19 protein-coding genes are annotated in these 24,568 nt (G+C 43.5%); 8 read left to right on the top strand and 11 right to left on the bottom strand.

Annotation, left to right across the window (positions count from 1 at the left end; all coding sequences use genetic code 11):
• Window position 1 precedes the first annotated feature (1 nt).
• Entirely contained in the window at window positions 2–910 is a 909-nt protein-coding gene (cyoA, locus tag MHN32_RS07730) for a ubiquinol oxidase subunit II (RefSeq protein ID WP_235368021.1), read from the bottom strand.
• Between the two features lie 335 nt (window positions 911–1,245).
• Window positions 1,246–1,656 carry a hypothetical protein gene (locus MHN32_RS07725; RefSeq protein ID WP_239421444.1) on the bottom strand — a complete coding sequence of 137 codons (411 nt, stop codon included), beginning with the start codon at window positions 1,654–1,656 and terminating at the stop codon, window positions 1,246–1,248.
• Between the two features lie 392 nt (window positions 1,657–2,048).
• On the opposite strand from MHN32_RS07725, the gene MHN32_RS07720 reads away from it, so the two are divergent.
• Complete coding sequence (locus tag MHN32_RS07720; RefSeq protein WP_239421443.1) at window positions 2,049–3,683, top strand: methyl-accepting chemotaxis protein; 1,635 nt, start codon at window positions 2,049–2,051, stop codon at window positions 3,681–3,683.
• A 304-nt stretch (window positions 3,684–3,987) separates the two neighbouring features.
• Here MHN32_RS07720 and MHN32_RS07715 read toward each other — a convergent pair whose 3' ends face one another.
• Window positions 3,988–4,443, bottom strand: coding sequence for an NAD(P)H-dependent oxidoreductase (locus MHN32_RS07715; RefSeq protein ID WP_010375468.1), 456 nt, complete (start codon window positions 4,441–4,443; stop codon window positions 3,988–3,990).
• A gap of 81 nt (window positions 4,444–4,524) precedes the next feature.
• Here MHN32_RS07715 and soxR point away from each other — a divergent pair, with 81 nt between their 5' ends.
• Both soxR and MHN32_RS07705 read left to right on the top strand, forming a co-directional pair.
• A complete protein-coding gene (gene soxR, locus MHN32_RS07710; protein WP_010375466.1) occupies window positions 4,525–5,031 on the top strand; it encodes a redox-sensitive transcriptional activator SoxR in 507 nt (168 codons plus the stop codon).
• A 13-nt stretch (window positions 5,032–5,044) separates the two neighbouring features.
• Window positions 5,045–6,829 carry a DUF885 domain-containing protein gene (locus tag MHN32_RS07705; RefSeq protein WP_239421442.1) on the top strand — a complete coding sequence of 595 codons (1,785 nt, stop codon included), beginning with the start codon at window positions 5,045–5,047 and terminating at the stop codon, window positions 6,827–6,829.
• 159 nt (window positions 6,830–6,988) lie between these two features.
• On the opposite strand, the gene MHN32_RS07700 is transcribed toward MHN32_RS07705, so the two are convergent.
• The 4 genes from MHN32_RS07700 to MHN32_RS07685 all read right to left on the bottom strand — a co-directional run bounded on the left by MHN32_RS07700 (window position 6,989) and on the right by MHN32_RS07685 (window position 12,482).
• Window positions 6,989–9,148 (bottom strand): S46 family peptidase, encoded by a 2,160-nt coding sequence (locus MHN32_RS07700; RefSeq protein ID WP_239421441.1) that lies wholly within the window; start codon window positions 9,146–9,148, stop codon window positions 6,989–6,991.
• Window positions 9,149–9,299: 151 nt separating this feature from the next.
• Window positions 9,300–9,827, bottom strand: a complete 528-nt coding sequence (locus MHN32_RS07695; protein ID WP_343224381.1) for a hypothetical protein — start codon at window positions 9,825–9,827, stop codon at window positions 9,300–9,302.
• A gap of 70 nt (window positions 9,828–9,897) precedes the next feature.
• Complete coding sequence (locus MHN32_RS07690) at window positions 9,898–10,434, bottom strand: DUF2931 family protein (protein WP_045965395.1); 537 nt, start codon at window positions 10,432–10,434, stop codon at window positions 9,898–9,900.
• On the bottom strand, window positions 10,419–12,482 hold the full coding sequence (locus tag MHN32_RS07685) for a DUF2235 domain-containing protein (RefSeq protein ID WP_239421439.1): 2,064 nt from the start codon (window positions 12,480–12,482) through the stop codon (window positions 10,419–10,421). The genes MHN32_RS07690 and MHN32_RS07685 overlap by 16 nt, the downstream gene beginning before the upstream one ends.
• Before the next feature lie 247 nt (window positions 12,483–12,729).
• Between MHN32_RS07685 and MHN32_RS07680 the strand changes: the two genes are divergently transcribed.
• Together MHN32_RS07680 and MHN32_RS07675 are read left to right on the top strand one after the other, a co-directional pair.
• On the top strand, window positions 12,730–14,325 hold the full coding sequence (locus MHN32_RS07680; protein ID WP_010375453.1) for an ABC-F family ATPase: 1,596 nt from the start codon (window positions 12,730–12,732) through the stop codon (window positions 14,323–14,325).
• Window positions 14,326–14,477: 152 nt separating this feature from the next.
• Window positions 14,478–14,708, top strand: coding sequence for a hypothetical protein (locus MHN32_RS07675; RefSeq protein WP_045965390.1), 231 nt, complete (start codon window positions 14,478–14,480; stop codon window positions 14,706–14,708).
• A gap of 113 nt (window positions 14,709–14,821) precedes the next feature.
• Here MHN32_RS07675 and MHN32_RS07670 read toward each other — a convergent pair whose 3' ends face one another.
• A complete protein-coding gene (locus MHN32_RS07670; RefSeq protein WP_010606474.1) occupies window positions 14,822–15,583 on the bottom strand; it encodes a peptidylprolyl isomerase in 762 nt (253 codons plus the stop codon).
• A 278-nt stretch (window positions 15,584–15,861) separates the two neighbouring features.
• Between MHN32_RS07670 and MHN32_RS07665 the strand changes: the two genes are divergently transcribed.
• Both MHN32_RS07665 and MHN32_RS07660 read left to right on the top strand, forming a co-directional pair.
• Window positions 15,862–17,118 carry an aromatic amino acid transport family protein gene (locus tag MHN32_RS07665; protein ID WP_010606473.1) on the top strand — a complete coding sequence of 419 codons (1,257 nt, stop codon included), beginning with the start codon at window positions 15,862–15,864 and terminating at the stop codon, window positions 17,116–17,118.
• 208 nt (window positions 17,119–17,326) lie between these two features.
• Entirely contained in the window at window positions 17,327–21,532 is a 4,206-nt protein-coding gene (locus MHN32_RS07660; RefSeq protein WP_239421438.1) for a DEAD/DEAH box helicase, read from the top strand.
• Here MHN32_RS07660 and MHN32_RS07655 read toward each other — a convergent pair.
• A complete protein-coding gene (locus MHN32_RS07655; protein ID WP_239421437.1) occupies window positions 21,516–22,622 on the bottom strand; it encodes an amidohydrolase family protein in 1,107 nt (368 codons plus the stop codon). The two genes, MHN32_RS07660 and MHN32_RS07655, sit on opposite strands and share 17 nt — an antisense overlap.
• Window positions 22,623–22,645: 23 nt before the next feature.
• Window positions 22,646–22,963: a DUF962 domain-containing protein gene (locus MHN32_RS07650; protein WP_095727714.1), complete on the bottom strand. Its 318-nt coding sequence runs from the start codon at window positions 22,961–22,963 to the stop codon at window positions 22,646–22,648.
• 103 nt (window positions 22,964–23,066) lie between these two features.
• Between MHN32_RS07650 and MHN32_RS07645 the strand changes: the two genes are divergently transcribed.
• On the top strand, window positions 23,067–23,540 hold the full coding sequence (locus MHN32_RS07645) for a DUF5067 domain-containing protein (protein WP_239421436.1): 474 nt from the start codon (window positions 23,067–23,069) through the stop codon (window positions 23,538–23,540).
• Window positions 23,541–23,634: 94 nt separating this feature from the next.
• On the opposite strand, the gene MHN32_RS07640 is transcribed toward MHN32_RS07645, so the two are convergent.
• On the bottom strand, window positions 23,635–24,540 hold the full coding sequence (locus MHN32_RS07640; protein WP_239421435.1) for an OmpA family protein: 906 nt from the start codon (window positions 24,538–24,540) through the stop codon (window positions 23,635–23,637).
• Between the last annotated feature and the right edge of the window lie 28 nt (window positions 24,541–24,568).

Genomic DNA, 24,568 nt, shown 5'->3' with positions numbered 1-24,568 from the left:
ATTACTCCTCAGCCTTGCCGTGATGTGGATGCGCAGCATGCTCTGGTTTGGCGTAATAACTCATTTCGCCATGGCCCTGCATGTACTTCATAACTATGGTGTGGAATAAACCCTGCTCTACCGAGCCAAAATATTCAACGGGGTGATATTCCGAAGGCTTAGCCAGCTTCGCATAACGACCAGCGGTTAACGCTTCACCGTTAGCTTTGACATCGGCAACCCAGTTATCAAAACTTGCTTGATCTTTGGTCGCAATGGCATCGAACTTCATACCCGTAAAGCCCGCTCCACTGTAATTAGCAGAAAAGCCTTTGAACGTCCCCGGCTCGTTGGCAATCAGGTGAAGCTGTGTTTCCATCCCAGCCATCGAGTAGATTTGGCTACCAAGCTGTGGAATGAAAAAAGAGTTCATGGTGCTTTCGGAAGTGATTTTGTACTCCACTGGTACATTCGCTGGAAACACCAACTCATTCACTGTAGCAATGCCTTGCTCAGGATAGATAAATAACCACTTCCAGTTTAGCGATACCACCTGAACAGTGAGGTGTTCACCCTTACCTTCCAACGGCTTGTACGGATCAAGTGATTGTGTAGAGCGCCAAGTGATAACCCCAAGTACAATAATAATCACAATCGGAATGGTCCAAACCACGGCTTCTATTTTGTTAGAGTGAGCCCATTTAGGTGCATAGATCTCGTGGTCACGACCGTCTCGGTACTTCCACGCAAAATATAAGGTAAGAATAATAACTGGTACTACAACGAGTAACATCAGTACAGTGGCAATGATGATCAAGGACTTCTCATCCATGCCAATTTGCCCCTTGGGATCTAAAATGCCACCACTACAGCCGGTGAGCATAAGCCCCAATGAAGCGAACGCATAATTCACAACACTACGTTTATTCAATTGATTACCCTTCAACGATAAGCTGCGGCTCGAACTTCAAGCACGCTGAGTATCTATTTGTGCAAGCTATGCTGCACAAGTTCGAATTGCACTGTATCCATCAGGGAAAATGCATTAGTGAAGGGAAATGCTCCTTTGATACCAGTCACTAACCATTTACCAAATAATCGATACAGTAAACGGACAATCACATTTGCTAAGCTTACAATTCTCCCTAAAAGGGCTGTAAGTAGCCGATTAATGTAATTGAAACTGAATTGCTGACTGCTGATCCAAATCGCGTAAATCAAACGCCCTGGACTCAAATATTGCGATTACGCAAACAGGCAGCGGTATCAAAAAGGAGGAGCACGACAACCATGTGCGCTAGGCACCGGTTGAGGTTGAATAGCCTCAGTAGAGGCGAGTGCCGTTTTACGCAGGACAACGCCAGCGCGTGTAGGCAAAATAGTATGGAAAACTAACCAATAAAGACCTATCAATAATTGTAATGACAAGATAGGCTGAGCCCAAAACTCTCCGAGCATCACCAAAACAGAGTCAGGTAGTGAATTATCTGCAAAAAGTGCTTCTAATTCAGCTACATCACCTAGCATGCCAGTGAATAATAATGCCGCGTTAAACATCATCAATGCGCTTAGCACACTGAAAATACGACCGAATAACTGCGCACGCGTCATCGCACAACCTTGATAGGTTGTGTCGTTAGTAGTAGCAGTTTGTCGAGCATAGCTTAACAGTGGCACAGATTATCCTGATGTTTTTATCTTGATAGAATTGATTAGTTCAGAACTTTCAGTCTAAACTGAAAATTCGCAGCGAGTATAACAAAGTCGCTATTCGATTCAAGCGATATCTGCAATGATCTATATCAAATTTCCTTAATCTACCTCTAACCTTCATCCTTCTCTAAGACAAAATACTTAAACACACTTATTGGAAATAGTTCTCATTCACAATTATTTACAAAACGTGAATGTTAACATTTTTATTAACTATCAATTAGATAGCCGTCTGCACGGCTTAACACCTTATTCATCTTTTGTTCATGCTATTTATTTTTGGTTCGTTCTAAGTATGATCCTCGCCAACTGACATCGCTGTCATTTTAACTAATTCTTTGTTACTAGAGGAACTCATGAAGCAGCTGAATAAACTCTTAGGTTTGATGAAAGTGCCCAATAAACTCAGACTCAGTCTGCTTTTGTCTGTCGTGATCATTACCCTTGTGCAACTCTCATCAGCACTCGTTTTACGAGACAGCTTAACGCAAGAAAGACGTATTAATGCAAAAAACCTAATGGAAACCACAGTTGCACAACTTAATATGGTTGCCACCGAGGCCTCACTCACCCCACAACAAAGACAAGAAAAAATAAAAAAGCTCATTGATGCCGCACGCTATGGTGATGCAGGTTACTTCTTCTTATTTGACCTCGATGGGAATATGGTAACACACCCCATTAAGCCACTGCTCAATGGCACCTCAATGACTCACCATCATGAACACTTTATTCGCGAAGCATTCAGCCAGTTCGTCGTCATTGCGAATCAAAATCAACAAGGCTTTGCCCAATATCAATGGCCAAAACCGGGGACAAAGGAGCTTGAGGGCAAGCTCTCTTATATTGCTAACTTAGGGCACTATAACTGGGCAATTGGAACTGGCATTTACCTTCAAGACGTTGAAGAACAGTTTTATGACCGCCTCATGTTGATGACTGCTGAAACGCTCGGCTATGCGATATTACTTATTTTTCTCTCTAGCTTGATCAGCAAAAATATTACCAAGCCACTGGATAAGCTCACTCGCACTATGGGACTTATTTCAGCGCAAAAAGACCTCACCATTGCACTGAAAAGCCACGGAAAAGACGAGCTTGCCCAAATGGCTATCGCATTTAATAAAATGAACTCGCATTTTCGTGATGTACTGCATGATATCAACGAAAACACCCATTCTTTGGCTTCCCAAGCAGAGGAATTATCCTGTATTACCGAGCAGATCCAAGCTGGTATTGGACAACAAAACAGTGAAACAGAATCGCTGCAAAACCGCATGCAATCGCTTAATCAAGTGGCACAAGCTGTCAATAATGAGTCAAAGCGTGCGCTTGATAAAGTGACAGAGACAACCACACTGACGACCCAAGGGCTGACGCATGTAGACGAAAATGTGGCTGTCATAGCGCATGCCTCTCGTAGCGTCGACTCAGCGCAACAAGCTGTGCTCGAACTACAACGCTCATCAACCGAGATTGGTGCAGTACTTGATGTCATTAAAAAAGTGGCAGATCAAACTAATTTATTAGCATTGAATGCGGCCATCGAAGCTGCGAGAGCAGGAGAACAAGGTCGCGGTTTTGCCGTGGTGGCCGATGAGGTAAGAACACTAGCTCAGCGTACGCAACAATCTACCAATGATATTCAAGCGATCATTGATAAACTGCACAATGGCGTCGCCACAACCGTTGAAGAAATGGAGAGCTGCCGTGCAGCATCCGAGCAAAGCCTCAAAGTGAGCCAAGAATGTAAGCACGCACTAGAGCAAATCAACCTCTCCATCGCAACCGTGCATGATATTAACGTTAATATCGCCACTTGGAGTGAAAAGCAATCCGAAGATCTTAATGACATGACTGACAACATCAGTGGTATCGCAACAGTGGCAAACCAAACCGCCCTTGGCGCTGAACACACCAAAGCGTCGAGCCAGCAATTAAGCGAAATGTCACAACGACTCTCGCAAATGGTCAATGAATTCAAGGTGTGACCTTGCACCTATTCGCATAGGCGGAAGTGCGTACTTCCGCTGAGAAATGTCGGGTAGCAAGGGGGGGTTAGCGCGCCAGTCACAAACTACTCGGCGGGTAAACCGTCTCCTACCAGACTGGTTTTACTTCGGAGTAGGAGCTGCTTTACGCAGCGATCTTTAAAAGCCTTCACCCTCCTCTAAATAAACACCAGTCACAAACCGCCTTATACCAGACTGGATTTACTTCAGAGTAGGAGCTGCTTCACGCAGCGATCTTTAAAAGCCATCGCCACACAACCCCACCTAACAAAATCCACAGCGATTAATCAGCATAAGGGTAATGAACATGACGCTGCTCTTGTAATTTCATACCCAAATATTCAAAGGTTCCCACCAGCATCTCAGTAAATGGTGCCGGTGCTTTCTCTTGGCATGAGGTTGATAAAATCGAAAACTGCTTTTCACGTAGCGTTCTAAGCTCCGGCTTTAACGCTTCTATGTCCATAAAGTCGGTTATTCTGTCGATAAATGCCTTCATTCTTGGTGTCACTGCATACCAATAAACGGGGGATGCAAAAATGATGTGCTCAAAACCAAGTACCCATCTAAAAAGGTTAACAAAGTCATCATCACTGTGAGAGTGTTTGTAGCAATACTCACCAATTTTATAACGGTCTAAATAGATGAGCTCAGCTCTTTTTTCTTCTGCTAGTGCCTTTGCAGATTGGTAGGTATTTCCATTGGGGTTTGAGCTTGAGTAAATAACGACTGTTTTCATAATCTTCAATTCCAGTTGCACTAATAATAAGTTGGGTGCTACCTTAAAACCTCACCTTAAGTTAAGGTAAAGTACTAATTTATGAAAACTGAAAAATTATTAAGAGACGAGCCGAACCTCAGTGTCGGTAAGGTTGCCCAAAGAGCTGACGTTGCGGTGTCTGCACTGCATTTCTATGAGAACAAAGGGCTTATTCGCAGTTGGCGTAATAACGGTAATCAACGCCGTTATAAAAAGGATGTGTTGCGCCGTATTGCCATTATTAAAGCTGGCCAAAAGATGGGGATAACCCTAGGAGAGATAAAAGAAACCCTTGATACTCTGCCCGACTCAAGAACACCAACTAAAGCGGACTGGGCCAAACTTTCTACAGCCTGGCAAGCAAAGCTGGACGAAAAAATCGCTTACATGCAACGTTTAAGAGACTATGTCGATGGTTGCATTGGCTGTGGCTGTTTGTCGATGAAATCATGCCCTATCTACAACCCCGATGACATCGTTGCCAAAGAGGCTAACGGTGCGGTGTGGTTGGATGAGCCAGACAAAGCAAATAAAGCAAAATCTTGTTATGATAGCGAAAACCATTAAATAGGACACAATAATGAAAAAGACTGCCTTGTGCATGGCGCTAGCCATGGCAATGGGCCTGACTGGCTGCTCACTTTCTCCTTCGTCTGTCGAGACGACGCCTTCAGCTTCACAGCAAACAGTAGCAACAAATGCACAATTCGCTGACTTTTCTCAGCAATTTATCAATGACTTATGGAAACAGTACCCAGAAGCGTCGCTCTGGGCAGGCTTTGGCAAGTACGACGATATTATCACTGTACCAACCCAAGCGACTCGTGATGCAAGTGTTGCCTTCTCTCAGGCGCAACTGGCTAAGTTACAACAGTTCGACCTTGCTAACTTAAGCAATAGTCAAAAAATCGATTATCACTTGATTGAAAATCGCCTAAAACGCGATATCTGGCATATTGAAACCTTCAAAAGCTGGCAGTGGAATCCGTCAAACTACAATGTTTCTTATGGCTTTGCGACGATACTCAATAGCCGCTTTAAAACGGATGACGAAAAGCTCAAGCTCGTTTTAGCACGTCTTCAATATGTGCCAGCGTATTATGAAGCAGCACAAAACAATATTAACAATCCAACGCTCGAATATACTCAGCTTGCGATTGCACAAAACCAAGGCGCATTTAGTGTATTAAACGACGAGTTGCTTGATAAACTCGCGACTTCATTATTAACAGCCGAGGAAAAAGCCCTATTCAAGCAGCGCTTCGCTGCCGCGAAATCTGCCATCAATGGATATGTATCTTACCTTAGCAACCTTGAAAAAGAGTTAAGCGAAAACGGTAATGCGCGCTCATTTAGAATTGGTGAGAAGCTGTACGAAGAAAAATTTGCCTTTGATATTCAGTCTGGCTACACCGCCAAGCAAATGTATGAAAAGGCAATGGCCGACAAAGCCCGTGTTACTAATGAAATGGTTAAGATTGTTGATCAACTCTGGCCAACGTATTTTGCTGACAAGCCACGCCCAAAATCTGACATTAATGCGATTGCCACGCTTATCAAGCACCTTTCGGTCAAACACGTAAAGCGTGAAAACTTTGTGAGCGAAATCAAGGCGCAAATTCCAGAACTTGAAAAGTTTGTGATGGAAAAAGATCTCATCACGCTAGACCCTGAAAAGCCGCTAGTTGTTCGCGAAACGCCTGAATATATGCGCGGCTTTGCTGGCGCTTCAATCAGTGCTCCGGGCCCATACGACAAAAAGGAGAACACCTATTATAACGTGTCTCCGCTGGACTCAATGAGCGACGAGCAAGCTGAATCGTATCTACGTGAATACAACCATTGGATCCTGCAGATCCTAAATATTCATGAAGCCGTGCCAGGCCATTACACTCAGTTGGTTTACTCTAACGAATCTCCGTCTTTGGTGAAGAGTATCTTAAGCAATGGCGCGATGATTGAAGGCTGGGCAGTATACACTGAGCGCATGATGCTAGAAGAAGGCTATGGTAACTTTGAGCCTGAAATGTGGTTAATGTACTACAAGTGGAATCTACGTGTGATCTGTAACACCATCCTAGATTACGGTATCCAAGTAAAAGGAATAAGCAAAGAAGAAGGCTTAGATCTGCTGATGAATGGGGCTTTCCAAGAGCGTGCAGAAGCCGAAGGTAAATGGCGCCGTGCAACCTTGAGCCAAGTACAATTAACCAGCTATTACTCTGGTTATCGCGAAATTTACGACTTCCGTGAAACGCAAAAACAAAAGCTTGGAAAGGAATTTGACTTAAAGACATTCCACGAAGAGTTCTTAAGCTTTGGTAGTGCTCCGGTGAAGTATATCCGCCAGTTAATGGCAAAGTAACATAATAATGCCGGCCTCATGGCCGGCATTATTTTTCGAAAAATTGATATCACCCGTTAGTCGGCCTTTAGGCCGACTAACGTTTAAACCTAAAGGGTACCCTTTAAACCCAAAGACTACCCTTTAAACGTTGGGGGGATTGTCGACCTAAAGGTCGACCTACTTTACTATCTTCATTTCATCTAACAGGTTTTGTGCATTATCAACCTTGTCCATTACCCATAACATGTAACGCGAATCAACATGAATTGAGCGGTTTAGGTTTTTATCGTAATCCCAGTCACCAATAATGCTTTCATATACACCGTCAAACAGTAAACCTACTAACTCCGCTTTCCCGTTTAAGGTCGGCGAACCTGAGTTACCACCTGTGGTATCCACGTTAGAAAGGAAATTCACCGGTACGGTATTCATGCCACCTGTATATTGACCATATACTTTTTCGCGGATCAACTGCTGTTGCTTTTTCGGCGCGTTAAATGGTTCAACATCGGTATTTTTAGCCAGTAACCCTTCAAGCGAAGTAAATGGCGTTGCCACTAAGCCATCTTGCGGTGAGTAGCCACCTACCGTACCGTAAGTGACACGGAGTGTGCTGTTAGCATCTGCGTAAACTGGCTTATTTTGCGACTTGTTGTAAGCAATAATGGCTTCCATCAAAGCTGGACGTGCAGATTGCTGCTTACCAGCCAATTCTTTTTCTTCATCTTCGATTTGCTTCATCACTGCAAAAATCGCTTTTGCATATTTAATGAATGGATCAGAGCTTTGATTTAACTGCTCAAGCTCTAAATCTAACATCCAAAGACGGGCTTTTTCATCAGCAAGCTTAGAGTTGGCATACATCTCATCTAGCAGCGCTTGGTGCTTTGCTTTATTGAAGCCGTTTTCAAGTTGAAGCTGCTTATCGATTTCAGCTAAACGCGCTTCTTTTGGCAAGGCTGCATAAAGCTCCATGAAGTAAAGCATAATCGCTTTATCAACTGTTTCATCATAGCGGCGCGTCATACGCTGAAGCCCCGCTTTGATTTTTGGCATATCACGTTCTTGATAACCACTCTCACGCTCAGCATCAGGCTTTTGTTTTTCAACCGCCAAGCGATAAAGCTTACGCGCAGTAGACATCATTTGCGAACGGTGGATATAGCCAACCATCATATCACGCTCATAATGAGCTTGAGATTGAGCAACCAACTCGCTCAATTCGTTTAGCACGGCGCCATACTTTGCTTTACGGTCTGCATCGGCATTGATCCAAGTGCTAAGATCGCGCTCAAATTGCTGCTTGCGGCTATACATACTGCCTTTTTTGAAGCTTTCAATCATAGAGCCAAAGTTTTTGATGTAGTTGTTGTAACCTGCAATGGTGCTTTCATAGGCGATACGAGCTTGCGACCCTTCTGGTGCATTTTCTTCAATTAGTGCCACATACTTTGAGTTATGTTTACGTACCATGGGGTAAACCGTGTTAAACACATAATCTACTTCAGAAGCAATGCGATAACGGTTGGTACGACCCGGATAACCCGTCACCATTACAAAGTCGCCCTCTTGCACGCCTTTTGCACTCACACTCAAGAATGACTCTGGGTTGTAGGGTACGTTATCTTTAGAAAACTCAGCGGGTTTACCATCTTTACCCACATATGCACGGTAAAAAGCAAAGTCGCCAGTGTGACGAGGCCACATCCAGTTATCTATATCGCCGCCATATTTGCCCACACCCATCGCTGGTGTATATGCTAGACGAACGTCTTTTATCTCTAGCGATTTAATGAGGTAATATTCCAATCCACCATGAAAGGTATAAACATTACAGCGATAGCTTTCATCTTGCTCACACTCGGCAACAAGTTGTTTGCGCTTACTGTCAATGGCATCAAAACGTGCTTTACCGGTCAGTGAGTCCGTCCCAGCATTAACTTTATCCGTTACGTTCGACACTTCTTTTGTCACATAAACGCGTGAGCCCGGTGCCGCCGGCAAGTCTTCACTTGGCTGTTTTGCTAAAAAGCCATTCTCAAGAATATTGTTATCTGTTGTTGAATTGTATTGAATAGAGCCGTATGCACAGTGATGGTTTGTCACAACCAGACCTTTAGGAGAGACAAATGACGCCGTACAGCCACCTAAGCTAATCACCGCATTCATCGGGAACTCAGTGAGTTTTGAAATTGACTTAGCATCAATCTCTAGTCCTTTAGACTTTAAAATAGATTCAAGTTCAGGTAGTTGATGTGGTTGCCACATGCCTTCATCGGCAGCAACGTACTGAGAAAAGGCCAACACCATGCCCGCGGAGATAGCTTTAATACGCATATTCCAATCCTAAATGTTATATTATTTTAATTGCGGTCAGTAATGTGACCCAAGATAGCGCCAAATAGCAATTTATTTCGGTGGAATTCGATAAACCGATGTAAACAACCATGCAGAAAGTACCAAGATAAAACGTCTAGTTTTCACTTTTTTAGCGAAACATTTCATCGGTTAATTCAAAGGGTTCCCAAGTCGCTTGTACCGAACCAATTTCTTCTAAAATGCGTCCTTCCACGCCATCAAACGGTGCATTAGAAATCCACATTTTTACTTCACCCTTTTCACCAAAGCCGAAGATAATATAGGGATCAACATCGGTTTCTGTTTCGCCTGTGTAATGGGTAATGCTCGGTAAATTACCCGCGATTTCGTATGCCTTGTCACGCTGTACAGTTAACGCTGCACGATAATGCCTGCCCTGCTTGTAGTCCCACCACTGCGCTTTTACTTTATGTGGTATTTCGGCTCCCCAAAACGATCCATTTTTTTGCGCATTCCCCCAACAGCAACCTATTGCGCCCGCTGGGGGGGAAAATCTATCATCAAATATCAGTTTCACCATCAAATCGCTTTTTTCATACGCAGATATAGCTATATTTAATTTTTCGAGCTCGGAATGTGAAGAGCAACTACAAAGCAGTATTACTAGCAACAAAATGATGTAGAGTTTATTTATCATCCTTTTCTCCAAGTCGAACATCCCTTGTTTTATTTGTTTTTTATCTTAACTTTGTATTGTGGGCGCTTATCTAATTAAACATCTCATCGGTTAATTCAAAGGGTTCCCAAGTCGCTTGCGCCGAGCCAATTTCCTCTAAAATGCGCCCTTTAACTCCTGCAAATGCTGAATTAGAAATCCACATTTTTACCTCACCTCCTTCACCAAACCCAAAAATGATGAATGGATTCACATCATCATCAACACGTCCTGATGCAAATGTAACAGGAGTCAATTCGTCAATTATATGGTAGGCTTTCTTCCGCTGAACTTTGAATGAAGCTCTGTAAAGTTTTGCTTGCTTGTAGTCTCGCCATTCAACATCCACTTTATGTGGGATTTCAGCACCCCAAAACGATCCTTTTTTCTGAGCATTTCCCCAACAACAGCCTATCGCTCCTGCAGGTGGAGAAAATTTATCATCAAACACTATTTTGACCATCAAGTCACTATTTTCATAAGCTGAAATACCTATATCCAATTGCTCAATGGTTTGATTTGTTCTACACCCTGCTAACGCTAAAATCACAATCATAAATAATAAAACTTGGGTTAACCTTTTCTCCATACCACCTTCCCTCCAACTCTAAAACTTGTCCATATATCAACTTTTGGGAGCTTTAATCCGTTATTGTAAAACATTTCTCTTTGCCCATTTTCAGTGACGTATTTTGCCTTTCTTTCAGCTCCATGAGCCAATTTATCCGCAGCTCCCGTAAACCGAGAACTAATATGAATATAATGCTCGTATAACTTCTGCCAAGCTTGGCTTGCTGGCCCAGCTTTAAGAGCTTTAGGTACCAAAGTTGCCACCTCGTGACTAAGTTCATAAGGGTAGATACTTTGAAGACGCGCCATTTCTTTTAGCGGAACGCCATGTTGAATCGCCTCGTTATACATTTGGTGCAGTCCATAATGGGCAAGAGTATTATCTATTTTACGTCTCCAAACAGGCCGGTATGTGGTGTAAAAATCCTTACCTCTTCCCGAGCGACTTGCGCCATATCTTAGCCTTTTAAAGCGGTAGACCATATCCACGTTAATACCAGGCCACTGATATTGCCGTTCGATTGCCAATTTCGCCTGTTGTACCTTTGCTTCATGCTCTGGATTTCCGGGAATACCACGAATGCGCTTTAAAGGATACTCAATATCAATACTGATAGGGGCATATCCGCCCCCAATATCAGAATGAACGCCTGGCAGATAATCTTCTTTATGGTTAGCAAACAAACTTCCACCTTTATTTTTCAATGAGTTTAGTGGGAATTTATCGCGCCGCTCATCCCAAGCCGTTAAGTGATACACAGCCCCAGCACTAGCTTGATTAAGATCGAGTCTAGCTGCATCGTCTAACTCATCTCTAGCATACAGCTCACTATGATCATTATCTCCATCCCCTCCAATAGACGCAACGGTATCGAAAATACCCACAAAGCGAAATACCACCTCTTTACCAACCAATCTAATATCTTGCGCTTCTCTCATTTCATTAACCAGATTCACAAATGCTCTTGCTGCCGCTGCGCCACGGCTAAAACCAAAACAGTCAAGTAAAACGGTATTAACCAAAATCAGTTCGTTAGTGTCTATAGATTCAAAAATGGATGCCAACGCCTTCAGTAGACGCTCATCAAATGAATAAGCAACAGCTAAATCTATGATCGAGTCTTTCTTTCCTGCCGCTGTACCAACTCCTTCTATGTATTCTGAAAAAACAAACTTTTTTCCAGTGTCATACAACTCATGGAGCTTAGCGATATTCGTCGGCTCTTTATCATCAAAGGGGTCCAAAATATCGTTGTACTTGTTGTTGCCTGTACCATCAAAGAAGATCCCGATACTCGGTGGCTCGCTAATAAAATATAGGTGTACATTACCCTCACCTGACACTCTGTGTTTAATCAGCTGCACTCCGCCCTCAGCGCCAATCTTAAGTGCTTTTACTTTTTCTATATCAAGTAGGTCTGCATAGGGCACATTGTTAAAAAGCACCTGCTCCGGCACACCCAAGATTTTTGCTTTTAGACTATAGCGACCATCTTCACTCAACTTGCCGAATATCAAAGGCGTTTGTGTTGTCCCTTCAGAAGCTCTGGACAATGTGGGAGTATTAGCACCTAGGATCACAAAACTCACCGCCAACTCCCCTTCCAGCGACACCAATATGCGCTTTTCAGCCACCTCAGGTGATTTATCGACGTTAATCGAGGCCAATACCTGTTCAACCGGTGTTAACGGGTCTAATTGGCTTGCGCCAATGGGCTGATTAGGATCAACCCCACCACTGCTTGTAAAGGCATTGTTTCTAATCTCTGCTTTGAAATAAGACTTGCGTTTAACGATGATTAGCTGCTCTCTAGAACTGGCAGCACTGCCAGACCTTACACTTTGTAAGCCCTTTTTGGTCTTTATAAAAACACGAGTAAATTCGTCACGCTGAACATAGCGCCAATTATGTCTTTGTTGCAATACTATCCAATCACTGGCATGAGGCTTTAGTTGCGTTCTAATTTCTGACGGTAAATGAGCGGTTGTGGTATGGGGTGGTAAAACTTCCAGCTCATCGATTTGTTGGTCAATCAACCAATTATGTTTTTCTTCAACTATTTTCATCCTTGTTCACCAGAGTTAGTTTTTTATATCATCCTTTCGCATTAAAACAGGCTAACATTCAACCACCCAATTGGTAAATAAAATTTAATAAAATCGTAAACAAAACATCTTATGGCGATAAGTTTTCAACGCCTAGGTCTTTGCTATATCAGCCGCAAAAGTAATGTGTGAGTTAGCCAAACTTTTTACATCATTTGTCACCCATAAATGATAGGATCGCCGCAATTGTCAGTAATGAGTCAAATTTATGCTTTCGTGTAACAACATCACTATGCAGTTTGGTGCAAAACCACTGTTTGAGAATATTTCCGTTAAGTTTGGTGACGGCAACCGCTATGGCCTAATAGGCGCTAACGGCTGCGGTAAATCGACCTTTATGAAAATCCTAAGCAAAGAGCTAGAGCCAAGTGCAGGTAACGTAAACTACGATCCAAACGAGCGCATCGCTAAGCTAAATCAGGATCAATTTGCCTACGAGCAATATACGGTTGTAGACACAGTGATCATGGGTCATAAAGAGCTGTGGGAAATCAAGCAAGAGCGCGATCGCATTTACTCATTACCAGAAATGAGCGAAGAAGACGGCATGCGTGTTGCCGACCTTGAAACGCAATTTGCTGAAATGGATGGCTATTCCGCAGAAGCAAAAGCGGGTGAATTACTCCTCGGTGTGGGTATTCCAACCGAGCAACATTATGGCTTGATGTCAGAAGTTGCTCCTGGCTGGAAATTGCGTGTACTACTTGCACAGGTATTATTTGCAGAGCCAGATATCATGCTCTTAGACGAACCAACCAACAACTTGGATATCTATACTATCAAGTGGTTGGAAGACGTATTGAATCAGCGTGATTGTACTATGATCATCATCTCGCACGACCGCCACTTCTTAAACTCAGTGTGTACACACATGGCGGATATCGACTATGGCGATCTGCGTATTTACTCAGGTAATTATGATGAATACATGTTTGCTGCGACGCAAGCTCGCGAGCGCCTGTTGTCAGACAATGCTAAGAAAAAGGCGCAAATCGCTGAGCTACAGCAGTTCGTTTCGCGCTTCTCTGCAAACGCCTCAAAAGCGAAGCAAGCGACATCTCGTGCTAAGCAAATTGACAAGATCCAACTGGAAGAAGTTAAAGCATCAAGTCGTCAAAATCCATTTATTCGCTTTGAGCAGGAAAAGCCGCTATTCCGTAACGCACTTGAGCTTATCTCACTATCACAAGGTTATGACGACACCCTATTCTCTGACCTAAATGGCCTTGTTGAAGTCGGCGAGAAAGTTGCCATCATCGGTGAAAATGGTGCCGGTAAAACGACACTACTCAACACCTTAGCAGGCCGTAAAGCGCCGCAAGCAGGTGAGTATAAATGGTCAGAAAACGCCAATATTGGTTACTATGCGCAAGACCATGCTGACGAATTTGAAAAAGATCTGGATCTTTTCCAATGGATGGAACAGTGGCAACAGCCAGGCGATGACGAGCAAGTCGTACGCGGCTTCCTTGGCCGTATGCTGTTCTCTCAAAACGACATCAAAAAGTCAGTTAAGGTGATCTCAGGTGGTGAACAAGGCCGTATGCTATTTGGTAAAATCATGATGCATAAGCCAAATATCCTACTAATGGACGAACCAACGAACCACATGGATATGGAATCAATCGAGTCTCTCAACTTGGCACTTGAACAATACGAAGGTACGTTATTCTTCGTATCGCACGACCGCCAATTTGTCTCATCACTCGCAACGCGTATTTGGGAAATTAAAGACGGTAAGATCACCGACTTCCATGGTACGTACGACGAATACCTCGCGAAGAAAGCGGCTGAAGCCGTATGAGATTAGACTGTGAAGGGCCAAATTGGCCCTTTTTATTTTCTCAAGCACAGCGGATCTTTGCCCCCTCACAAACCAGCACAAAAAATAGACAAACACACAATTTTGCTGTTAGGATTGTTCTCGCAAAAATTGGAATAATAAAAGGGTCGGCTATGGAACGTTTACAGAATATGTATTCGATAATGTTGCTGTCTAAGCTGAAAGCAAGCTTTCCAGAATCGTGCGATATCAATCACCACACTTTTTCACTCCCATACGTAGATCAACAACTACTCGAAGACGTTGTGACTACTCACCTCAATGAAGGGCTTATCCAAGTGGATGGCCGTGACCAGTATAGTTTGACGACAAAAGCGATTGCACTGTTTGGCGAAGACGAATAACTTAATAATAAAGAAATAAGCGCACCGAAGTGCGCTTCCAAGTTATTAACCTGAGATCAGGTTAACTAGGGACTGTGATGCTATCGTTAGCATCTGCAACCAAAGTAACTTGGTTACCTATGAAATCTACGTCTAAATCCGAAAATACCAGCCAGCAACATAAGGCCGGAAAACATTGAACCACCAGATGAATCTGAGTCTGTCGAGGGTTTATCAGGCACTTGATCAATCAAGGTATTTGCTTTTGGGCTTAAGCCTTGAGCTGATTTGGGATCATCATCCAGCACAGTAATTGCGTTTATGGTTACAAAGTTAGCTGCCCCCGGCTCACTATTGCTATCTTTACACTGTTCATCAGTGAAGTTAACTAATGGCACATTACCACAACGAGGAATTTTTGCTATCGCTTCTATTATATCCATGCCACTGTCAGTCACCTGACCAAAGACCGTGAAGCCACCATTGTCAACGTCCAAATTTTTACTGTTGTCTACCAAGTTAAAGAACCATTGGCTTGTCGCACTATCAGGTCTATTTGCTACCTTTGCCATTGCAATAGTGCCTTTTACGTTAGACCATTTAGGTTCATTTTTTACAGCATCGTAAGTAGCGATGGCATCAAGAGGCACATCTCCTTCATATTTGAAGCCACCACCTTGCACAACAAAATCTGGAATAACGCGGTGAATTACCGTATCAGAATAACGCCCGTTATCTACGTATTTCAAAAAGTTTTCCACGGTTTTAGGCGTACTTTCATCAAATAAATTGACCTGAAAGCTACCATGAGAAGTTTGAAATTCGACAATCGTTGCATTAGCAGCGAAGCTTCCCAACAAAGTTGAAGCGAGCAATAGAGAGTTTAGCTTGAACATACTTTTCCACTTGGTTATTTTAATTCTCTTTGCAAACTAGAATAAAAATTTATTTATAAGTCGGCTAGCAATTCATTGCCAGTGGTAACAATTAAGAACATTTGCAGACTTAGATTTACAATAACCGGTTAAGAACCCACCACACCTTGAGCAAGTTTTAGTCAAACAAACGTATTTCACCGCATAACTCCTCGGAGTAGACGGTTTATACATGCAACACTTCGTCATTTTTTATATGATGCGCCCGATTATAATTCTAAATCCAGGACAACAAGTATATGAGTAATTCCTCTGAAGCGATGATGGAGATGAATACCATCAGCGACGGGCGCTGGACCCAACACGACACACATTGGGTATTAAGTTTATTTGGCACTGCGGTCGGCGCAGGTATCTTATTCTTGCCAATTAACATAGGTATTGGTGGTTTTTGGCCACTCGTTATCATGACAGTGCTTGCCTTCCCTATGACCTATTTAGCACACCGAGGATTGGCCCGGTTCGTCCTTTCATCAAAGCAAAAAAATGCCGATTTTACGGATGTAGTAGAAGAGCACTTTGGCGCAGGTGCTGGCCGTTTAATTTCCTTACTTTACTTTTTCTCTATTTTTCCTATTTTGCTTATCTATGGTGTTGGCCTAACCAATACCGTCGACAGCTTTATTGTCAATCAACTTGGCTTTGAATCGCCATCTCGTATTTTACTCTCCGGTTTGCTCGTTGCCGGGATGATTGCCATTATGCTAGGCGGCGAAAAGCTGCTACTGCGTGCTTTTGCTATTTTGGTTTACCCGCTGGTTGGGGTATTACTGTTTTTGTCACTCTATTTAGTGCCTAACTGGCAAATGCCAGTGATAAGCACGCCTGACGTTGCGAGCTTAACCGAGTTGCTTTGGCTATCCGTTCCTATCGTAGTATTTTCATTTAGCCATGCAGCCGCTATATCTAGCTTTGCTAACGTGCAGCGTCGTCACTACAAAAGTGAGGCAGTTCAAAAATCAGAAGCCATTCTTCGTACGACCTCCATTATGTTGATCGTGTTTGTTTTGCTATTCGTGTTCTCCTGCGTATTCTCTCTAACACCAGAGCAAATGGAAGAAGCAAAATCGGCGAACGTCTCTGTTTTATCCTATTTAGCTAACGTGTATAACAATCCATTTATTGAAATGCTTGGCCCTCTTGTGGCATTTATCGCGATTACTTCGTCTTTCCTAGGCCACTTCCTTGGTGCACGCGAAAGCTTTAACGGCCTTGCAACCAAGCAAACGAGTATGAGCTACAAGCTTGCTGACAAGCTAGGCGTGGTATTTATGTTTGTTGCTATTTGGGTGTGCGCCGTATTAAACCCAAGTATTTTGGATATGATGGGGGCTATCTCAGGCCCGATTATTGCGATGATCTTGTTTATCATGCCAACCATTGCCGTGTTTAAAGTACCGGCACTACAAAAATACAAAAGCCACATTGGCACTTACTTTGTACTATTCGTCGGCTTGCTGGCGGTTTCTGCATTACTGTATAACATGCTAGGCTAACCAAAAGGGAGGCATCGCCTCCCTCACCTCCCTTTCTTTCTTGTTGCTTATCCTCATGGCAGTTCAGACTAAATATAGTACTAGTTTTCAGTGTATTGAATGAACCACCATAACCGAAAAATGAACTTTGACTTTGTTTATCTTCATGGCAGTTCAGACTAAATTATGGTAGTTTTCAGTGTCTTAAATTGAATACTATAACCAAACGATGAATTTTGACTTTCCACCAGCAATTAACAAAGAAATCACAGCGCTAATCAATCAAGTGCATAACCTACCTATGCACGAGCAAACGCTGTTGAGTGTGCTGGCGGTCGTCTATAAACCCGTTTCAGCAATCAAACTCAAACGCCTAGTTCAAGCACTCGTGACAAAAGATATCATCCCCGAAAATGACTTTGAACAAGGTGTAAGTCATAGCCAAATTATGAAGTGGCGCTCAGACGGGTTAGTGACTTTTAACGAAGATGGAGTGCAAATAAATCTAAAACTCGCGACCAGTTTAAGCCATCGAGTCATGGCTGACGGCCAGTTTTTAGCAATCCTTAACGCTGCTGAAGAGTTTATCCCTGTATTGAATGCTTATGAATGGGAACGCCAATTTGCCGATGAACAGCGACTCATTCGAGACTTTTTATTTATCAACCAACTACCAAAAGCCCGCAATCATTTAGAACTGGCGAAAGACCCACAGGCGGTGTGTCATAAGACCAATCAAGTGCTATTACCACTGTATTTTTATCCTTTTTCAGTTGAAGGATTTTCGGCGCTTGCTGATGACTTGCAATATCAAGCTTTTGCAACTTTGCTCTATACCTTACTACAAGGTGGTCACAGCATTAGCTATGCACTTGAAGTACTCACACAGGTTCAAGCCAAGACACAGAGCCCACTACTGACCTGCTTATTAGCAGAATATCAAATCTATACCCTGCAATTGGATAAGGCTCAGGCGTTGGTAGCCAATATCCAAACCGCTTATAGTGCACAAATTATGGCAAGCATTGCTTTTTTACAACAACACGACGATATTATCGTTTGTTTTGAACAAGCACTAAAAGCCAAAGACAAAATCACCAAACGTAAAAAGCAGTACCTAGGTAGAACACTGGGTTTGTTTCATAAGTTGGCGTTATTGCAGCAAGCCAATAGCCATGATGCCGCATTATTTGACACCCTTTCTCAACAGCTTGAGTTTGAAAGCCAAGACAGCAAAGCGCCTTATAATAACTTCTTTGCCAATAACGTGCTGTTATACTGCGCAGAGAGCTTGTCGCAAAACAGTACCTACAGCAGCGCCCATTTAAATTATTCAAGTCTGAAGAAATCTCATGTTTTTGACTATTCCTTAGGTCGCTTGCTCGACTGCTTTGCACACTTCTGGTGTAATCAAAGCTTAGATGCCAAAGCGCTTGCCAGTCTCGACGACTGCATCGCAATTTTTGAGCGCCTCTCTTTACCTCTTTTTGCTGGGCTTGCAAAGCAGTTGATGCTGGCAATGCACGGTGAGCAATATCCGCTTGCATTTAATCCCGAGCTGAATATTAGCCATCTCGTTGCTAAAAAGACGGCGTGGGATCTGGCATTGGACAAACTTATTGCGCTCAACCCGAATGCAAATACCAGCCAAGAAGTTGACGAACAATTTCGCCTGATTTGGCAAATTAGGCAAGGTCGCTTTGATATTGAGTTTTTAGCACGCGAGCAAAAGCGGGGTAAAACAGGCTGGGGAAAAGGTAAGCCAATTTCCTGCAAACAGCTGAAACAGCAGCCTGAGCAATTTAGTTATATCAGCCAGTCTGATAAAAAGCTGATCGACGCCATCGCACCACAGTCAGGTTATGGCTACAATGCTCGTGCGGACTACGCCCTTGCGGGAATTCCCGCGTTAAAAGCCGCAGTCGGCGCCACCAACCTATACCATGAAGAAGACTTAAAACAAGCCATTACCATTGCCGAGAAATCTCCCGAGTTACACATCCGTCAACATGGCGACGATCTGCTACTCTCTATTCCAAATTTACCCAGCTATTTTGGTCAACCGCAAACCTACTCATTTATTCAGCAAGCTGAGCATCACTACGAGTTTATTGTGTTTAACCAATCACATATTCAGGTCGCTGAGATTATTGGCGAGTCTGGACTAACCGTGCCTACCAGTGCAAAACAAAAGGTGCTATCGAGTATTAAAGCCATCGCACCTTATCTTAATGTACAGTCTGATTTAGCTGATATAGATACTGGGCTGGATAGTATCGAGGCGCAATCGGCGCTTGTTATTAACATTCAACCTTATCATCAAGGCCTCGATTTTCACTGCGTGGTCATGCCCTTTGGCGAAAAAGGGCCGATTTTTCATCCGGGACACGGTATTGCCACTGTCAGCGCCGAAATTGATGGTAAGCGCTTATCCACCACCCGAAACTTGTTACTTGAGCAGCAAAGATTGGATGAGTTAGATACGCACTGTCCGCTATTTTTGGAGATGACGGATAATCGCTTAAGTTTAGCCGAAATGGATGAAGCGCTAGAGGTGCTGCAAGAACTTGAGCTGGTGATTAATCAAGAGCCTTGCCCTATGGCACTCAAGCTCAGATGGCCTAAAGGCAAAAAGGTTAAGCTCAGTAGCAAGCTCGAAAGCCAACATTTGCAACTTGCCATGAGCAAGAAAAATGAATGGTTCGACATGACCGGCGAGCTACAAGTAAATAATGACCAAGTTATCGAACTTAAACAGCTTCTAAAAATGGTTGCCACCAGCAATGGCCGCTTTATTGCGCTGGACGGTGAGCAAGTACTCGCCCTTTCAAGTGACTTAAAAGCGCAACTTGACCAGCTCAATAACGCGACCGAGGGCGGAAAGTTTCACCCGTTAGCCGCGCCTTTAATTGCTGAAGCCACCACAGGAATGCGGATGAAAACCTTGCCGGCTTGGGAAGAGCAAAACGAAAAAATGCAGCAAGCCGTTGCATTAACTCCAACGCTTCCTTCAACATTACAAGCTGAGCTGCGCGACTACCAGCAGGCGGGCTTTGACTGGGCAATGCGACTTGCCCATTGGGGTGCAGGTGCGTGCCTTGCCGATGATATGGGATTGGGTAAAACCATCCAAGCGCTGGCGATGATATTGGCCCGTGCCAATGTCGGCCCGACACTTGTCATCGCGCCAACATCGGTCTGCTTCAACTGGCAACAGGAAATCCAAAAATTCGCTCCAACCTTGTCGGTGAAACTCTTTTCTGACTATCCACATTCTGATGCTAGAGCTGAGATGCTGAGCAACTTACAACCACTGGATTGTGTGATATTAAGTTATGGTCTACTACAGCGCGAAGTTGATATCTTAAAGCCTATCGCTTTTGAAACCATTGTCGCCGATGAAGCCCAAGCGCTAAAAAATCCTTTAGCAAAACGTACTCAAGCCGCGTGCGCGCTCAGAGGCAAATTTAAGCTGATCACCACAGGGACCCCAATAGAAAATAACCTCACCGAGCTTTGGTCACTCTTTCGTTTTGTAAACCCAGGGTTGCTCGGTAACCTCAAACGCTTTAGCGAAAAGTTTTCCGCTCCCATTGAAAACGCCAATGAAGATAAGCTCGCAGCACACCGTGCCCGTAAAGGCCTCAAACACCTGATCCAGCCTTTTATTCTGCGCCGTATGAAGCATCAGGTATTAACTGAATTGCCACCACGCACTGAGATCAATGTACCAATTCAATTGAGCCAAGAAGAACAAACCTTTTACGAAGCGCTGCGCCAAAATGCCATTGACGAAATTTCACAGTCAACACAGCAAGACAGTGCCAATGAACAACGCTTTAAAATGCTGGCAGCGCTAACCCGCTTGCGCCAAGCCTGTTGTCATCCAAAACTGTTAATGGCAGAAAGTCAGATAACCAGCTCGAAATTAGCGGCATTGGATGAGCTTCTAACCGAGCTGCAAGAGAACAATCACAAGGCACTTATATTCAGTCAGTTTGTAGGCCATTTGCAACTTATCAAAGCTCGCTTGGAAAAACGCGGGATCAGGTTTCAATATTTAGATGGCAGCACCCCAAGCAAAGCACGTCAGCAGGCCGTGAATGCCTTTCAAAAAGGTGAAGGCGAGGTATTTTTAATAAGCCTCAAAGCCGGAGGCTCTGGTTTGAACCTTACCGCTGCAGATTATGTTATTCACATGGATCCTTGGTGGAATCCTGCGGTTGAAGAGCAAGCGTCAGACCGCGCACATAGAATGGGACAAACACGCCCCGTTACTATTTATCGCTTAATTGCCAAAGGCACGATTGAAGAACAAATTGTCGAGCTCCATCACCATAAAAAAGACCTCGCGGATCAATTGCTCGCAAACACCGACAAAGTGATGAAGCTAGACGTAAACGATGTGCTATCCATGCTCAAGGAGACGCTGTAATACAAATCTCTGGCGCGCGATAAGGTAAATCTAACAGCGAAAAATAGTTTTGACCTAAGGCGATCCGGCGAAAAGCATTGTCGTCAAGAGAGGCGAGAATTCGGCTATTGATATCGACTTCTTCTAAATAATCGAAAAAGCGTTTATTTTTACTGGCGACGAAATCACTGCCCGGCAAAAAGCGCTCAGCATGGGCATTAATAAATTCAACATACTGCCCCTGAATTTTCGGGTCGCTAAAATAATAGTCGTACAAAATTCGCCATGACAGATCGGCCTTTAGGTTTTTATATTGGGAGAATAACCGCTCCATGGTGTTTATGTGTAGCTCCGGATCAATTTGGCTTAGCTCTTTTGATACTCCCATGTGCATCCAAATAATATCGTTTTCTGGGTAGCGCTTTAGCACTTCCTCAAGCAAAGGTAAGTATTTAAGTGGCGTGTTGTTATCGCCTAAGTCAGCGTGCAGAGCAAGCGGAATACGCTTTTCTTTTAGCACAGCCATAAATGGCTGCCACTTGGCGATAGTCTCTTTTTCTACCGCTTGATGCCCATTACCAAAATGCGCCGCTTTGACTAAATTCACTTCTCCCATCCAACGAAATAATTCACCAAACTCGTCTTCAAGTAGTGCCATTTTTGGCAAAATAGTCTCTGGTTTGTGTAAGTCAGCAAAGGTCATAGACAAGGTAATATGCACGTTATCTGCGCCATATTTAAGATAATTGCTCGCATTTTTAAAGTCATTTTGAATGCTGGGTGAAATCAACTGACTGTAGCACCCACGCTCACCAAAGCAATCAGGCTTTCGCTCGTAGGTTTGACCAATGCCATAAACGTTGACAAACACCACTCCCGCACGCTCTGCCCAAGTAACGAGCTTATCAAATGGGACCGCATCTCCCCGAAATGGCTGAAAATGGTGATGAGAATCAACGGCAAAATAACTAGATTGCGCCTTGCGGTCGTAGCACTGAGTATTATCTACACTAAAAGTTGCTAACGTGCGTGTGCCAGTGGCTGACACACTTTGGCAACCAGCCAGTAAAACGGCACAGCTCATAGCAATAACACTTTGTTTTACATTCATTTTTATTATCTACTGAGTCTCCTTTACCAAGGTACTTTACCACGGATAATGTCCTTGTACATGACCCAGTCACCCATCAAGCTATACAGTGGATATTGAAATGTCGCAGGCTTATTTTTTTCAAAAAAGAAATGCCCCACCCAAGCAAAACCATAACCCGCGATTGGCAACAACCATAGTAAAGACCAATATGCAAAAACCAGCGCAAAGAGCAAAACCAACAGCACTAAGGTTGAGCCAATAAAATGCAAGCGACGACAGGTTTTGTTTTTGTGCTCCGCGAGATAATAAGGGTAAAACGATGCAAAAGAATTGAACTCTTTGTTATTATTTTTGGTCATGGGAGTATGCGATTCGTTATTCGACTGTAATACTCAGCATAGTGCAAAGTATTTACGTTGAAAATAAAAAAGGAATGAGCGTGGCAACAGGCTCAAAAACAGTATGTTGAAACCCCTAATGATGATCACCGCTGCTATGCTGCTCCAAGCTTGCAACGACACCGCCCCAACTACAAAATCAGAGGCAACGATGAATGCACAAAGTAACATTCAATGCAGTGTGAGTAAGGGTTCCGACTCAGGTATGACCTACCCCATTAATTTCACTTTTACCAACGCAGGCCATAATGATGAAAAGTTTCTAATTTGGCATACCCCTTTTGAAGGCTGGTGGAGCCAATTTTTAGAGGTAACACAAAATGGTAAGTCGCTTAATTATCAAGGACCCATGGCGAAACGACTCGCGCCGACAGCCAATGAATTTATGACCCTAAATGCTGGGCAAAGTAAAAGCGTAGAATTAGATTTAGCACTGGCTTATGAGATAAACACCACACAGCCCATTACCATCACCTATCACAATCAGCTAAGCCATGCCAATGCATTAAAAGCGTCATGTAGTACGGTATTAGAATAAAACCGATATCAGCACCGTGTCTCGGCTTGTAGGTCGGCTTTTAAGCCGACAACCCAACTAACCAACAACCCACTACAAAACCAAAACCCCAACATCAAGGTCTTGAAATTTGGATCACGACTCGACGGTTCTTACCGCGACCAATAGCATTGTCGTTGGTATCAATATGGCGTTTTTCGCCAAAGCCGTCAGTCATAATCTTATTCTCTTCAACCCCTAAGCTCGCCATATATGATTTAATCGCCTCGGCACGTTTCTTTGACAACCTCAGGTTGGTATCACGGCCGCCATAACTATCGCTATAGGCCGAAATATAAATTTGCTCAATTTTCGAGTCATTTTTAAGATATTCGCCGATCATATCCAAGCGTTTGCGTGACGACTTTGTCAGTTCGCTGGAATTTTTCTTGTAATTCATCACCGTAAAAGCGATGTCTTCAAAGCTGTATGGCAACAAGTTATCGCGACATTGTAAGAACGCCCAATATGCTTGTTTAAAGTTCACTGACGACAAAGAAACTGAGATTTTATCTACGTCGTTGTGCCAATCTTTGTAATAAAAAGTGGGAAAGTAGCCCTTTTCAAGCTCAGTCAGCAACTGCCACGCGACGTCATTTTCAAGTTCACCGTCAAATTTTTTCAGTAATTTCATTTGCCCGATGCTTCTTGCCGGTTTGCCGGCTCGCCAAAGCGGTGGCACCGATTCAAGTCCTGCAAAATCGTAACTTTCAGGACGTACCATCATATCAAGGTTAAAGGTTAAGTCTTTATTTTTACTGGCATTACTTGAAAATATAGCTTCACCGTAATACGGAACTTCATGATTAAGCGCACAACTCAAGCGATTGTTTTGGTCAACATTCCAATGTGATGAATCAGCTTCGGCAGCGTATTGCCGCATTGCAGCCTCGCTATTAAAGGTAATGGCGCATAACGATATACCAACCCAACCTAATGATTTATATAACTTTATCACCCCACACCTCACAACATCAACCATTAATCTACATGCGCTCAACACGCCAAAA

Origin of the sequence: Pseudoalteromonas sp. Of11M-6 (assembly GCF_022347905.1) — a bacterium.
GTDB lineage: Bacteria > Pseudomonadota > Gammaproteobacteria > Enterobacterales > Alteromonadaceae > Pseudoalteromonas.
This window is presented reverse-complemented; position numbering and strand designations above follow the sequence as displayed.

What these genes read in the sequence shown, in the direction of transcription:
- MHN32_RS07720 (WP_239421443.1), top strand. Translation starts at nt 2,049, where the DNA reads ATGAAGCAGCTGAATAAACTCTTAGGTTTGATGAAAGTGCCCAATAAA.
- MHN32_RS07715 (WP_010375468.1), bottom strand. Translation starts at nt 4,443, where the DNA reads ATGAAAACAGTCGTTATTTACTCAAGCTCAAACCCCAATGGAAATACC.
- soxR (WP_010375466.1), top strand. Translation starts at nt 4,525, where the DNA reads ATGAAAACTGAAAAATTATTAAGAGACGAGCCGAACCTCAGTGTCGGT.
- MHN32_RS07705 (WP_239421442.1), top strand. Translation starts at nt 5,045, where the DNA reads ATGAAAAAGACTGCCTTGTGCATGGCGCTAGCCATGGCAATGGGCCTG.
- MHN32_RS07700 (WP_239421441.1), bottom strand. Translation starts at nt 9,148, where the DNA reads ATGCGTATTAAAGCTATCTCCGCGGGCATGGTGTTGGCCTTTTCTCAG.
- MHN32_RS07695 (WP_343224381.1), bottom strand. Translation starts at nt 9,827, where the DNA reads ATGATAAATAAACTCTACATCATTTTGTTGCTAGTAATACTGCTTTGT.
- MHN32_RS07690 (WP_045965395.1), bottom strand. Translation starts at nt 10,434, where the DNA reads ATGGAGAAAAGGTTAACCCAAGTTTTATTATTTATGATTGTGATTTTA.
- MHN32_RS07685 (WP_239421439.1), bottom strand. Translation starts at nt 12,482, where the DNA reads ATGAAAATAGTTGAAGAAAAACATAATTGGTTGATTGACCAACAAATC.
- MHN32_RS07680 (WP_010375453.1), top strand. Translation starts at nt 12,730, where the DNA reads ATGCTTTCGTGTAACAACATCACTATGCAGTTTGGTGCAAAACCACTG.
- MHN32_RS07675 (WP_045965390.1), top strand. Translation starts at nt 14,478, where the DNA reads ATGGAACGTTTACAGAATATGTATTCGATAATGTTGCTGTCTAAGCTG.
- MHN32_RS07670 (WP_010606474.1), bottom strand. Translation starts at nt 15,583, where the DNA reads ATGTTCAAGCTAAACTCTCTATTGCTCGCTTCAACTTTGTTGGGAAGC.
- MHN32_RS07665 (WP_010606473.1), top strand. Translation starts at nt 15,862, where the DNA reads ATGAGTAATTCCTCTGAAGCGATGATGGAGATGAATACCATCAGCGAC.
- MHN32_RS07660 (WP_239421438.1), top strand. Translation starts at nt 17,327, where the DNA reads ATGAATTTTGACTTTCCACCAGCAATTAACAAAGAAATCACAGCGCTA.
- MHN32_RS07655 (WP_239421437.1), bottom strand. Translation starts at nt 22,622, where the DNA reads ATGAATGTAAAACAAAGTGTTATTGCTATGAGCTGTGCCGTTTTACTG.
- MHN32_RS07650 (WP_095727714.1), bottom strand. Translation starts at nt 22,963, where the DNA reads ATGACCAAAAATAATAACAAAGAGTTCAATTCTTTTGCATCGTTTTAC.
- MHN32_RS07645 (WP_239421436.1), top strand. Translation starts at nt 23,067, where the DNA reads ATGTTGAAACCCCTAATGATGATCACCGCTGCTATGCTGCTCCAAGCT.
- MHN32_RS07640 (WP_239421435.1), bottom strand. Translation starts at nt 24,540, where the DNA reads ATGGTTGATGTTGTGAGGTGTGGGGTGATAAAGTTATATAAATCATTA.